15 protein-coding genes are annotated in these 12,547 nt (G+C 61.8%); 11 read left to right on the forward strand and 4 right to left on the reverse strand.

Translation table 11 applies throughout. The features are described from left to right. The first annotated feature begins 2 nt into the window (after positions 1–2). Entirely contained in the window at positions 3–347 is a 345-nt protein-coding gene (locus H0I86_RS17645) for an MmcQ/YjbR family DNA-binding protein (RefSeq protein WP_025809028.1), read from the forward strand. Here the strand turns inward: H0I86_RS17645 and H0I86_RS17650 are convergent. Together H0I86_RS17650 and H0I86_RS17655 are read right to left on the reverse strand one after the other, a co-directional pair. After that, positions 344–769 carry a DUF1294 domain-containing protein gene (locus tag H0I86_RS17650; RefSeq protein WP_180921477.1) on the reverse strand — a complete coding sequence of 142 codons (426 nt, stop codon included), beginning with the start codon at positions 767–769 and terminating at the stop codon, positions 344–346. The genes H0I86_RS17645 and H0I86_RS17650 overlap by 4 nt on opposite strands. Then, a complete protein-coding gene (locus H0I86_RS17655) occupies positions 769–1,599 on the reverse strand; it encodes an undecaprenyl-diphosphate phosphatase (protein ID WP_180925866.1) in 831 nt (276 codons plus the stop codon). Before H0I86_RS17655 ends, H0I86_RS17650 begins: the two co-directional genes overlap by 1 nt. A 284-nt stretch (positions 1,600–1,883) precedes the next feature. Here H0I86_RS17655 and H0I86_RS17660 point away from each other — a divergent pair, with 284 nt between their 5' ends. From H0I86_RS17660 to fapF, 9 genes are all read left to right on the forward strand, one after another. After that, complete coding sequence (locus tag H0I86_RS17660) at positions 1,884–3,518, forward strand: methyl-accepting chemotaxis protein (protein WP_180921478.1); 1,635 nt, start codon at positions 1,884–1,886, stop codon at positions 3,516–3,518. Between the two features lie 107 nt (positions 3,519–3,625). Next, positions 3,626–4,192, forward strand: a complete 567-nt coding sequence (pnuC, locus tag H0I86_RS17665; protein ID WP_038579217.1) for a nicotinamide riboside transporter PnuC — start codon at positions 3,626–3,628, stop codon at positions 4,190–4,192. Continuing rightward, positions 4,189–4,713, forward strand: coding sequence for an AAA family ATPase (locus H0I86_RS17670; RefSeq protein ID WP_180921479.1), 525 nt, complete (start codon positions 4,189–4,191; stop codon positions 4,711–4,713). The genes pnuC and H0I86_RS17670 overlap by 4 nt, the downstream gene beginning before the upstream one ends. Positions 4,714–5,068: 355 nt before the next feature. Next, positions 5,069–5,530, forward strand: a complete 462-nt coding sequence (gene fapA / locus H0I86_RS17675; RefSeq protein WP_180921480.1) for a functional amyloid chaperone FapA — start codon at positions 5,069–5,071, stop codon at positions 5,528–5,530. Position 5,531: 1 nt separating this feature from the next. After that, positions 5,532–6,110: a fibril amyloid subunit FapB gene (gene fapB, locus H0I86_RS17680; RefSeq protein WP_180921481.1), complete on the forward strand. Its 579-nt coding sequence runs from the start codon at positions 5,532–5,534 to the stop codon at positions 6,108–6,110. A gap of 63 nt (positions 6,111–6,173) precedes the next feature. Continuing rightward, positions 6,174–7,193: an amyloid-like fimbrin subunit FapC gene (gene fapC / locus H0I86_RS17685; RefSeq protein WP_180921482.1), complete on the forward strand. Its 1,020-nt coding sequence runs from the start codon at positions 6,174–6,176 to the stop codon at positions 7,191–7,193. Between the two features lie 63 nt (positions 7,194–7,256). Continuing rightward, on the forward strand, positions 7,257–7,937 hold the full coding sequence (gene fapD, locus H0I86_RS17690) for a fibril amyloid maturation endopeptidase FapD (RefSeq protein ID WP_062825807.1): 681 nt from the start codon (positions 7,257–7,259) through the stop codon (positions 7,935–7,937). 44 nt (positions 7,938–7,981) lie between these two features. Further along, complete coding sequence (gene fapE / locus H0I86_RS17695) at positions 7,982–8,728, forward strand: fibril amyloid subunit FapE (protein WP_164485497.1); 747 nt, start codon at positions 7,982–7,984, stop codon at positions 8,726–8,728. A 45-nt stretch (positions 8,729–8,773) separates the two neighbouring features. Then, positions 8,774–10,066 (forward strand): fibril amyloid transporter FapF, encoded by a 1,293-nt coding sequence (gene fapF / locus H0I86_RS17700; RefSeq protein WP_180921483.1) that lies wholly within the window; start codon positions 8,774–8,776, stop codon positions 10,064–10,066. Between the two features lie 61 nt (positions 10,067–10,127). Here the strand turns inward: fapF and H0I86_RS17705 are convergent, their stop codons facing one another. After that, positions 10,128–11,453, reverse strand: coding sequence for a sigma-54 dependent transcriptional regulator (locus H0I86_RS17705; protein ID WP_180921484.1), 1,326 nt, complete (start codon positions 11,451–11,453; stop codon positions 10,128–10,130). Between the two features lie 351 nt (positions 11,454–11,804). Between H0I86_RS17705 and H0I86_RS17710 the strand changes: the two genes are divergently transcribed. Further along, positions 11,805–12,071 (forward strand): hypothetical protein, encoded by a 267-nt coding sequence (locus H0I86_RS17710; protein WP_009048883.1) that lies wholly within the window; start codon positions 11,805–11,807, stop codon positions 12,069–12,071. Positions 12,072–12,343: 272 nt separating this feature from the next. On the opposite strand, the gene H0I86_RS32695 is transcribed toward H0I86_RS17710, so the two are convergent. Then, positions 12,344–12,526, reverse strand: coding sequence for a PaaX family transcriptional regulator C-terminal domain-containing protein (locus H0I86_RS32695; RefSeq protein ID WP_506551581.1), 183 nt, complete (start codon positions 12,524–12,526; stop codon positions 12,344–12,346). Between the last annotated feature and the right edge of the window lie 21 nt (positions 12,527–12,547).

Raw genomic sequence — 12,547 nt, forward strand, 5'->3', positions numbered from 1 at the left:
CCATGACTGAAGCGGATGTGGCGCAATTCTGCCTGGACTTGCCGGGTGCGCGCGAAGACTACAAATGGGGCGGTGTACGAGTGTTTTCCGTGGCCGGCAACAAGATGTTCGCCCTGCAGAACCTGCGGGGCGAGTCACTGGCGTTCAAGGTGGACAAGGAACTGTTCCTCGGCCATGTCGACCGTCCCGGCATCGCGCCGGCGCCGTACCTGGCCCGGGCGCACTGGATTATCATGCAGACGCCCTACCCACTGGGCGCCGGTGAGCTGCGGGACTTGCTGCAGCGTTCGCACCAGCTGGTGGTGAGCAAGCTGCCCAAGCGGGTACAGGTTGGCTTGTTGCTTTAGAACAGCGAGAACAGGCTGCCTTCGAGAAACAGCCGGTCGATCCAGAACACCTGGTGCAGCAGCACGATCAGCCAGAACACCAGTTGATAGGACAGCTTGCGGGTCTTGTGGCGAAAGGCCTGCTGCGCCAGCAAGGCGCCTGGCCAGCCACCGGCCAGCTCCACGGCGTGCAGGACGTTTTCCGGGGTCCGCCAGCTGTCGCTACGGGCCTTGCGCTTGTCGCTCCAGTAAAGGAAGAACGTCAGCACGCTGACCGCGCCGTAGGCCGCCAGCGGTACCCAGGAAATCCCCTTCACGCCCAATAGCAGCGAGCCGCACAGGGGCAAGGCGCAGAGCAGCAGGAAAACCACCGCCTTGAGCCGTGGCTGCTGGATCCGTGCCCCGGCGACTTCGCCGGGGCGGTTCTGGTTGCGTGCGTTCATCAGGAATGTACCGCGGTCCAGTCGACCCAGCCGAACTGCCAGGTGGCGAGGATCACCAGGCCGAAGGCAATGCGATACCAGGCAAACGCCGCGTAGCTGTGGTTGGCGATGAACTTGAGCAGGCCCCTGACCGCGATCATCGCGAAGATGAACGAGGTGATGAAGCCGACGGCGAACACCGGCAGGTCATCCGGCTGGAACAGGTTGCGGTACTTGTAGCCTGAGTAGACCGCGGCACCGACCATGGTCGGCATGGCCAGGAAGAACGAGAACTCGGTGGCGGTCTTGCGCGACAGGCCGAACAACAGGCCGCCGATAATCGTGGAGCCCGAGCGCGAGGTGCCTGGAATCATCGCCAGGCACTGGGCGAAACCGACCTTCAAGGCATCTTTCCAGCTGATTTCGTCCACGCTGTTGGCATGTATTTCATGCTGCCGGCGCTCGGCCCAGAGCATGACCAGGCCACCCACCACCAGCGCCGTGGCGACGGTGATCGGGTTGAACAGGTATTCATGGATCAGGTCGGCGAAGATCACCCCCAGCACCACGGCGGGCAGGAAGGCGATCAGCAGGTTGATGGTGAATCGCTGCGCGTTGCGCTGGGTCGGCAGGCCGGTGACCACGCCGAGGATCTTGCGGCGAAACTCCCAGACCACCGCGAGAATGGCCCCCAGCTGAATGATGATGTTGAACGCCATGGCGCGCTCGCCACCGAAGTTGAGCAAGTCCGCCACGATAATCTGGTGGCCGGTACTGCTGATGGGCAGAAACTCTGTCAGCCCTTCCACAATCCCCAAAATCAATGCCTGTACGGCGGTCCAAAGCTCCATCAATCCCCCGAAGGTCATGCCGTGGCATGCCTTTTAGTTTTTCTTCAATGTTCACTGACACGTGCGTCGCGACTTCACAGCCGCAATAGGATCATCATCGCCCCTGAAAATTCCGTGAAAAATCAGCCGGATTCAGGTTTTTCGCGATGAGGCCGAAATCCTAGCAGACAGATGCGATAAAGACTGTCGCGTTGCGAGAATCCGATGGACCTGACTGCAAGGAGCGCATGACGGATGTACAGGGTGTTTCCATTACAAGAACAACAATCGGGAGTGACAGATTCATGAACAGCTTACGCAGAATGTCGATCAGCCGCCGGCTGTGGCTGATCCTGATTGTGGCGGTACTGATGCTGCTGACCCTGGGCATGCTGATGCTCAAGCAGATCCGCGACGACCTGTACCAGGCCAAGGCCCAGAAGACCCAGCATGTGGTGCAGACTGCCAACGGCGTGCTGGCCCATTTCCAGGGCCTGGAAAGTGCCGGCAGCCTCGATCGCGCGACGGCGCAGAAGCAGGCGCTGAGCGTCATCCGCGGGCTGCGCTACGACCAGAGCGACTACTTCTGGATCAACGACCTGACCCCGGTCATGGTCATGCACCCGACCAACCCCAAGCTCGACGGCCAGAACCTCGCGGCGATCCGCGACCCGGACGGCTTTGCCGTGTTCAACGAAATGGTGGCCATCGCCAAGGCCAAGGGCGCCGGCATGGTCAACTATCGCTGGCCGAAACCGGGCGCCAGCGAGCCGGTGCAAAAGACCTCCTATGTCCAGCTGTTCCAGCCCTGGGGCTGGATCATCGGTTCGGGGGTGTACATCGATGACGTGCAAGCCGAGTTCCGCAGCCAGGTGGTGAAAGCCTCGGTCGTCGGCATCGCCATTGCCCTGCTCATGGCCCTGCTGGTGTTGCTGATCGCTCGCAGCATCGTCCGCCCGTTGCAGGAAACCGTGCACGCCATGGCCAACATCGCCAGCGGCGAAAGCGACCTGACCCGCACCCTCGACACCCATGGCCAGGACGAGGTAACCGAACTGGCCCGTCACTTCAACGGTTTCACCGCCAAGCTGCGTCTTGTCGTCAGCCAGCTGCAGGTGTCGGCCAGCGCCCTGGCGCAATCCTCCACCGACCTGGGTGCCAATGCCAGCCAGGCCCAGGAACGCAGCCAGCAGCAGTCGCAGCAGATGGAACTGGTGGCCACCGCCATCAACCAGGTGACCTACGGCGTACAGGACGTGGCGAAGAATGCCGAGCACGCCGCCAGCGAGATGCGCGCCGCCGAGGCCCAGGCCCAGCAGGGCCAGGTCAATATCGACGGCAGCCTGCAACAGATCGACTGGCTCTCGGCCACCATCGACCAGGCGGTGGAGGTGATTCGCACCCTGGCCCAGGAAAGCACCCAGATCGGCAGCGTGCTGGAGGTGATCCACTCGATCGCCGAGCAGACCAACCTGCTGGCGCTCAACGCAGCGATCGAAGCCGCGCGGGCCGGCGAACAGGGCCGTGGGTTCGCTGTGGTGGCCGATGAGGTGCGCCTGCTGGCCCAGCGGACGCAGAAATCCACCGCCGAGATCCAGTCGATGATCGAGCGCCTGCAAGGGCACTCGGAAGCCGCGGTGAGAGTCATCGGCGACAGCAGCCGGGCTTCGCAGCAGACCATCGAGCAGGCCGGGCTGGCCGGGGAAAGCCTGAACGCCATCGGTCAGGCTCTGCGCAACCTCAACGGGCTGAATGCCTCCATCGCCAGCGCCACCCTGCAACAGGCCCATGTGGTCGAAGACATCAACCAGAACGTGACCCAGGCCGCCGGCCTGTCCCACAGCACGGCCCTCGCGGCCGAGCAGTCCAGTGCCGCCAGCCTGCACCTCAAGGAATTGAGCGAGCAGCTCAACGGCCTGTTGCGCCAGTTCCGGGTCTGAGACTGTCCGTTGGCGGGGTTCGCCTCGCCACGGTTGCCGGCCTTCACTAACATGCAAGGCCGCTTCTGGTTACAATCCGCACCCTCCTTTGCTTCCAGGTAGTTTTCATGTCCGGGCTTGAACTGTTCGCCGCTGCACTCGGCGTGATCGCCGTCTGGCTGACAGTCAGACAGAACCCCTGGTGCTGGCCGATCGGCCTGGTCATGGTGCTGCTGTACAGCTGGATCTTCTTCGAGGTGAAGCTGTATTCGGACATGCTGCTGCAAGTGGTCTACGCCGCCCTGCAACTCTATGGCTGGTGGCAATGGACCCGCGGCGGCGCCAGCCATCAGGGGCGTCCGGTCAGCCTGCTGGCGCCCCGCTCGATGCTGTTGGGCCTGAGCCTCGGGGCTGTCGGCAGCCTGCTGCTGGGGGCCGCCATGGCCCATTGGACCGATGCCGCGCAACCCTGGCTGGACGCCGCGCTGACCGGCTTCAGCCTGGTGGCGCAATGGTGGATGGCGCAGAAGCGCGTGCAATGCTGGCCGCTGTGGATTGCCGTCGACGTGATTTTTGTCGGCCTGTTCATCTACAAGGATCTGTACCTGACAGCGGCACTCTACGGGCTGTTCACCCTGCTCGCCGTGCAGGGCTGGCGCGCCTGGCGGGCCGACCCGGCGTTGCGCCCGGCATGAAGGTCCTGGTGCTGACCGGCCCCGAGTCCAGCGGCAAAAGCTGGCTCAGCGGCCACTTGCAGGCGCGCTTCGGCGGCATCCAGGTGGGCGAGTACGTCCGCCATTTCATCGAGCAGCACCGGCGCGACACCTGCCTGGCGGATATCCCGGAGATTGCCCGCGGCCAGTTGGCCTGGGAAGACCAGGCCCGGACGCAACACCCGCCGCTGCTGATTCTCGACACTCACCTGCTGAGCAATATGCTCTGGAGCCAGACCCTGTTCGGCGCCTGCCCGGACTGGCTGGAACCCGAGTTGCTGGCTCGCCGCTATGATCTGCACCTGCTCCTCTCGCCGGAAGATGTCGGCTGGAGCGACGACGGCCAGCGCTGCCAACCCCAACTGAGCGAGCGCCTGGCCTTCTTCAAGGCCACCGGTGATTGGCTGGTGCGACACCAGCAGCCCTTCGAAGTGATTCGCGGCGACTGGGAAGCCCGTCGGCAGCGGGCATTCGAACGGGTCGAGCGCCTGCTTCAGGGTTAGTCGAGCCCTCTGCTCAATTCGCCGTTTTCTCTCCACCGCTGGCGGAAAAACTGTCCACTCCTGAAACACTCGCCATTGTGTAAAAGCGCTGAATCAAAAGGCTTTTCACCGTCCGTCAGGCAACTGTTAACCCTGTGACACACCCCCTCGCAAGCCTTGGATCCAGAGCGCCGCCCCGACGATACCGGCCTGTTGGAGGCTGTCGCTGTCTCATCGCTGAAACGGCGGTGCTGCGGCCAATGCCTCGAATACTCATAACCTGTTGAATTGCTGAAACAATCGAAAAGCGGCACGGCTTCTGCTCTCTCCCTCGCAACGCCGGCTAGGGCCAGCGACAAAAGAAGGGAATGCTGCCGTGGAGAATCTCAATTCAGCTCTGACTCGCCTGCTGCTGATCGGCTGTGCCATCAGCTCGCTGCTCAGCCTCCCGGTCCAGGCTGCCGGCGACATCAGGGACGGCCGGATCGTTCTCGACCGCGACGTCCAACCTCATACCGTCGGCCGCCCTCCGCTGCGTCCTGATCCCTACCCGACCACCGTCAATGCCAACCCATCGGCCCGGGTCAAACAGATGACCAGCAACACCGAATTGAGCGACGGCGATTTTGCCGGGGTCAGCAGCGGTTCCACGATCAGCAGCAGCGTCATGCCCAACGGCGTCAACCTGCAGGGGCTGAACACCGTCACCAATCCCAACGGCATGGCCGGCATGAGCGCCGGCCACGGCGGCGGCAGCGGCGGCGCCATCTCCGGCACCATCAACCGCTCCCTGAATTCTGGCCTGGCTCCTTTGGGCAGACTGGCCGGAGGCCAATGAGATGACCCGTACCCTCGTATGGCTTGCATTGTTCGGCTGCGCTTCGGTGATGGCCGATCCAGGCATCCAGGCGGTGGACACCGCCACCCTTCACAACTCCGGCGCCCGCTACAACGGCAACTTCAACGTCAACCAGGCCGCCGGCGACCAGCAGCAACAGACCAACACACGCGCCATCGCCATCGGCACCGACGCCCAGGCCACCACCGTGGTCCGGCAGAAGCTCGGCACCCCGGCCAACAGCGCGATCGACGCCACCAGCAGCATCGGCGGCAACGCTTTCAGCAACGGCAACGGGGTCCTGGGCGTGAACCAGGGGGCCGGGGCCAACAACCAGATGGTCAACGCAATGCGAGTGAGCATCAGTGCCCAGCCGCAAAGCATCGACGACAGCGTCCTGTCCCAGCAGAACGTGGCGCTGTTACCAGGCTCGGGAGCAACTGACGCTTCCAAAGGCAGCCGCCAGGTCCTTACCAGCGACCAGGCCTTCACCGGCAGCCGGGGAGTGATTCAGGTGAACCAGAGTGCCGGGGTGGGGAACCGAATGGCTAACACCCTGAGCATACGGGTCGCTGACTGACCCGCAGCAGTGCGATTGGAAGGTACCAACACTTAACCAACTAAATATGCACGGAGAAACACCATGAAACCTACAATGGCTCTCAAGCCACTGGTTTTTGCCCTCGCCGCGGTCATGGCAATCGCCGCACAGGCAGGCGGTAATGACAACAACCACGGAGGTCACGGTGGTCACGGTGGCCATGGCGGTCACCACGGCGGTCACGGCGGCCAAGACCTCAACACCAAGCTGCAACTCACCGCCGGTGCGGTGGCCAGCGTAACCGACGAGCAGTTCAGCTCGGGCAACAGCGTCAGCAACCGCGGCACCAATAACAACGCCGACGCCAGCAACTCGATGAACAACTCCAACGGCAACATGGGCGCCAACGTGGCTGCCGGCGACGGCAACCAACAAGACAACGCCGTCGCCCTGGCCACCGCCGATGAAAGCTTCATCTTCGGCAGCGCGGTAGCCACTTCCAGCGCGACCCAGACCAACACCAACAACACGGTAAAAAACTGGTCCACGCAAAACAGCGCAACACTCGACAATGCAGGCAACAGCGGCTCCGGCAACATCGGCATCAACGTCACCGCCGGCAACTTCAACCAACAGAAAAACAACCTGGCAATCGCCGTATCCGGCGGACGCGTAGCGACCGCGTCGGCTTCGGCCGACCAGACTTCCACTGGCCTGGACGTGGACAACAAGGGTGTGCGTACCTACAAAAAAGACACCCTCAGCGGCGAGTTCAATGCCTCTGGCACCTACAAAGGCACCGGCTACGGCAAGATCCAGGGCGACGACGATCACCATGGCGGCGGTCATCATGGCTACGGTGATCGTAGTGGCGGTGGCGACCACGATAATGGCAATCAGAAGTTCACCTTCAAGGAACAAGGGACGATCGAACTTTCCGGCGTCTGGACGAAGCAAGTGCTGACCAAAGACGGCTGGAAAAACCCTGTGATCAACAACGCGTCGATGTCTGGCTCGATGAACGGCTTCTCCGGCAACGGCGGCGCCAACGTCTCGGCGGGTGTCGGCAACCAACAAAGCAACTCGCTGTCCATCGCTGCCGGCTGCAGAGCCTGCCTGTAATCACGAGAGTGACGAAAGCCCCGGAAACGGGGCTTTTCCACAGTCCCACAAGGCGTAGCGATCATGCGAATGGCGACCTTCTCTCTTTTGCTTTGTCTGACGGGCCTGGCTCAGGCCGCACAGATGCCGGTGGCCGTGCTGCCTGGCGGAAACCTGGTGTACAAGCAGGTGCAAAGCGTCCGGGAGCGCAAATTCGCCGACCTGGTCGAGCAGAAAACCGACTTCAGCTGCGGCGCCGCCGCGCTGGCGACGGTACTGCGCCAGGCCTACTGGCTCGATGTCGATGAGGAGCACGTCATCAAAGGCATGCTGGCCACCGCTGACCAGGACCTTGTGCGTACCCAGGGTTTCTCCATGCTGGACATGAAGCGCTACCTGGAAAGCATCGGCATGCGCGCCCGGGGCTACCGGATACCTCCCGACAAACTGCAGGCGGTTTCCATTCCGGTGGTGGTACTGATGGACATTCGTGGTTACAAGCACTTCGTGGTCATGCAGCGGGCGCAGAAAGACTGGGTCTATATCGGCGACCCCGTCCTCGGCCATAAACGCTACTCCCACGAAGACTTTGTCAAAGGCTGGAACGGTATCGTCTTCGCCATCGTCGGCCCCGGCTACGACAAGGCCAACGCCTTGCTCGACCCGCCCAACCCGCTGACCGCAAAGAACAAGCTGGATACCTTCAACCCGGTCAAAGACGCAGAACTGATGGAATTCGGTTTCATTCAGAGCGACTTCTTCTAGGGTCGCCCTAAGGATAAAGGGGCAGGATGCTCCGGGAGCTGCAGATGAAAAGCGCTTACTGGCTGGCCGCTGCCTGCCTGGTCACAAGTCTTCCTGCATACGCCAACGCAGGGTTCAAGCCTATCGAAATCAAGGACCAGGAACTCTCCGAGCTCCGTGGTCGCTACGTCATGCCGGGGCGGATCATCAGCTTCGGCATTGTCATGAGCAGCACCTGGCGCAACGCCTCGGGCGATCTGATCGGCGCCACGACCTCGATGCAGATCCAGCAATCGACGATCAAGCCTGAATTCTATGTCTCCACGATCACCGAAACCGGCAACGGCTCCACGCCGACCCAGGGCTCGGGCAACGTGATCGGCGGCGCGGGCCTGGCCACCACCCAAGGGGTGACCCAGAGCGTACGCGCGGCGGGCGACCGCAATAGCGCCTATAACAACGTTTCCATCGACGTCAAGGAAGCCAGCCATGCTCCGGCGCTGGTGCCGGCGCAAGGCCAGCTATTGATGAGCGGGCAAACCATCAGCGGCAGCAACGCCGCGGGTAGCGTGGCCGTATCCGCCACCGGTGGCGGCATCCAGATGGCCATCCAGGCCAACAACAACCAGGGCTCAGCCGTGCAACAAGTGGCCCAGGGCGGCTTGCTGCAGAACACCCGCCTGCTGGGCGACAACAACCTGGTCAGCAACCTGACGCAACTGAACGTGGTACTCAACAATAACGGAGCGAGCACTGGCGCGTTGGATTGCAACCTGACCCAGCTCAAGGGCCTTCGCAACCTGGGATATTGAACTACGCTGATTCTCGATCATTAGGCTCAAAGGGACGGCTTATTCATGTATCGATCAGTCTCGCTGCGCGCGGTTGTATGTTTGAGCACGCTCCTCCCGACGGCACTGCTGCAAGCAGCGCCTGATGCCGACGTTGAGGCCCTGAAACGAGAATTACTGGAGCTTAAGCAACGTTACGAAGTGCAGCAGCAAGCACTGGCGGTATTGGAACAACGGGTACGCCAGGTCGAGGAGCAACCGGCGGCGCCACCCCCGAAACGCCTGGCCAAGTCGCCAGCGGACATGCGTGGCAACCAGCAGGTGGCCGGGACCACGAGCAAAGGCCCGACCCCGGCCGGCGGCAGCTCCTACGGGGAATCGCTCAGGGATGATTCGCAACCGGCGCAGAGTGTGTCCAACCTGTACGACGAAGCCAGCGGCTTCTTCGGCGGCGGCAAGTTCAGTGTCGAGACCGGCCTGACCTACTCCCGTTACGACACCCGGCAGCTGATTCTCAACGGCTTCCTGGCGTTGGACTCGATCTTCCTCGGCAACATCAACCTGGACCGGATCAAGGCCGACAACTGGACCCTTGACCTCACGGCCCGCTATAACCTGGACAACCGCTGGCAATTCGACGTCAACGTGCCGGTGATCTACCGCGAGTCGACCTACCAGTCCGGCGGCGCCCAGAACGGCGCGGCGGGCGTCACCAGCGAAAAGACCGTGTCCAAGGATCCGAGCCTCGGCGACGTGAACTTCGGCATCGCCTACAAATTTCTCGACGAATCGGTCAATACCCCGGATGCGGTGTTGACCTTGCGCGTCAAGGCGCCAACCGGCGAAGAGCCCTTCGGCATCAAGCTGCGCCAGGTCCAGGACAACACCAACCTGTTCGTCCCGGATGACCTGCCGACCGGTAACGGCGTCTGGTCGATCACCCCGGGTATCTCGCTGGTCAAGACCTTCGACCCGGCGGTGCTGTTCGGTACCCTCTCCTACACCCACAACCTGGAAGAGTCGTTCGACGACATCAGCTCCACGGTCAACCAGAAGATCCCGGGCAAGGTCAAGCTCGGCGACAGCTTCCAGATCGGCATGGGCATCGCCTTCGCGCTGAACGAGAAGATGAGCATGTCGTTCTCCTTCTCGGACCTGGTCCAGCGCAAGAGCAAGCTCAAGGAGGATGGCGGCGATTGGCAGTCCGTGGTGTCCAGCGATGCCAACGCCGGTTACTTCAACGTCGGCATGACCGTGGCGGCCACCAACAACCTGACCATAGTGCCCAACCTGTCCATCGGCCTGACCGACGATGCGCCGGACTTCACCTTCAGCCTGAAATTCCCCTACTACTTCTAAACGCCAACCAAAAAAAGGCCCGCGGCGATCACCTCGCCGCGGGCCTTTTCGTCGCACCGCCCTAGCGGATCTGATGCTTGTGCAGCAACCGGTAGAAAGTCGGGCGCGATACGCCCAGCACCCTGGCCGCGACACTCAGGTTGTCGCTGTGCCGATTCAACACATCGCACAGGGCCTGGCGCTCGGCCCGGTGCTTGTAGTCCTCCAGCGTGCCCATGGGCGCGATGCTGGCCTGCGGGCTCAGCAGCCCCAGGTCCCGGGCCTCGATCTGCCGGCCCTCGGCCAGTACCAGGCCACGCCGCACCCGGTTGGCCAGCTCGCGGACATTGCCCGGCCAGTCGTGCTTGCCCATGGCCGCCAGCGCGTCTTCGCTGAAACTGCGCGGCCGGCGCCCGGTTTCCTGGCTATAGAAGTGGGAAAAATGGTTGGCCAGCATGCCGATATCACCATGCCGTTCGCGCAGTGGCGCGGTGACCACCTGCAACACGTTCAGGCGGTAATACAGGTCTTCGCGAAAGCGTCCTTTGTCGATCGCCGCCTCGAGGTCGACATGAGTCGCCGCCAGCACCCGTACATCCACCGGGATCGGTTGGCTGCCGCCCACCCGTTCAATGTGTTTTTCCTGCAAAAAGCGCAACAGATTGGCCTGCAGCTCCAGCGGCAGGTCGCCGATTTCGTCGAGAAACAGCGTGCCGCCATGGGCCGCCTCGATACGCCCGACCTTGCGTTGATGGGCGCCGGTGAACGCGCCCTTCTCATGGCCGAACAGTTCGGACTGGATCAAGTGTTCGGGGATCGCCCCGCAGTTGATCGCCACGAAGGGCTTGCTGTGGCGCTGCGACTGGCGGTGCAGGGTCCTGGCCACCAGCTCCTTGCCGGTACCGCTTTCGCCGCGAATCAGCACCGGCGACTCGGTGGGCGCCAGTTTGCTCAAGAGTTTGCGCAAGTCGCGGATCGGTCGGCTGTCGCCCAGCAGCTCATGCTCGGGCTGAGCGACATGGATGTGCCCCTGGCCACGCAGGCGGGCCATGCCGAAAGCCCGTCCGAGGGTTACCTGGACCCGCGAGACATCGAACGGCAGGGTGTGGAAATCGAAAAACCACTCGCAGACAAAATCGCCGACTTTCTGCAGGCGCAACACGTCCGGGCTGAGCACCGCGATCCACTCGGTACCGCTGCGGCTGATCAGGTCCTTGACCGCCTCCGGTCGCTCCAGGTGAAAAGCCTGCAAACGCAGCAAGCCGACATCACAGCCGCGATCGACGGCCGACTCCAGGTCACAACTGTCGACATCCCAGCCCACCGTGCGTAATCCAGGCAGCAGACGATGGCAATCGTCGCACGGGTCAACCACTAAAAGGCGGCGTAAGGCGGTCGCTTCAAGCATGACTGTTCCTTGGCGCCAAAAAGAGGAAAAGTTATTAGAAACAGTAGTTTGGCAAACCTGGCTGTAACATTAGCAATTACTTGACGGGGTCTTGTATCGATTGTTTATAGCGCCAATCACCATTTGGACTAACCGTTAGATGGATCCAAAAGCCTGGTTTGTTTCCGTGCGCCAATCTTTCATTCAGCTTTCAAAAGAAGGCTCTGAATCGCGGGTGTGAACAAAAGTTGTAAATTCTGGTCTTTCTATGTGACCTGATCCCTGGTTCGAGACATCAGTACAAGTAACCAGCCGAACGGTAAGCCCAACCGACGGCACATCATTTGATTGGGCACATAGAGAGAAGACCCCATGAACGCCCCGCTCCGTATCAACGAAGCACTTTTGATCGCCGACCGCGCATTCCAGCCGTTCCAATGCGTCGCCTGGGCCCCACAAGACGGTAACGGCGAACTGAGCCTGACCGTCATCGACCGCACCAATACCCGTATTGGCCGCAAACAGATTCCAAGCAGTGCCTACTCCGACCCGGCGCAACTGGAAGACCTGCTGAAACAGGCCCGCGCCGAACTGAGCCAGGAAGGTTACAAACTGCAATCCTGGGCCATGCCAGAGTAAAAACACGAACGCAGATCACCTTCGGGTGATCTGCGTTATTTTGTCGCAGTTGATATGCCAGCACTTTATCCCGTTTACAGAAAGTTCAACTTTCGCTGTCTGAGCCGCCTCTCCCTCGCCTGTTTCAAGGCGAGTCTCCAGACACTCGTTAAAACCTCTTTATTGCCGCCTTAGTCCGCGCCTGACATGGCGCTTTAGTATCTGCCGCACATCCCTCGCCAGGCGCCCCGATACTCGAGTTTTCCTGAACGAGGGCTGCATCTTGAAACGCCTTACTTCAAACCGCCAAAACGCCGATAGAAACTTTCGCCCACGTCGGGCAGCGGACCGTCGGCGTTTTCCAGCGCGTCGTTGAGCCATTCCCCGGCCTTGACGTAGATCAGGCGATAGATGTTGCGGCAGAGCTGGCGCGCCGCCCGGCCTTCCCAGTCGCCAGGGAGCAGCTCGTCCGGCAACTGCGGGTCGCGCAGCAGCAG

Source organism: Pseudomonas chlororaphis subsp. aurantiaca, from assembly GCF_013466605.1.
Classification (GTDB): domain Bacteria; phylum Pseudomonadota; class Gammaproteobacteria; order Pseudomonadales; family Pseudomonadaceae; genus Aquipseudomonas; species Aquipseudomonas chlororaphis_I.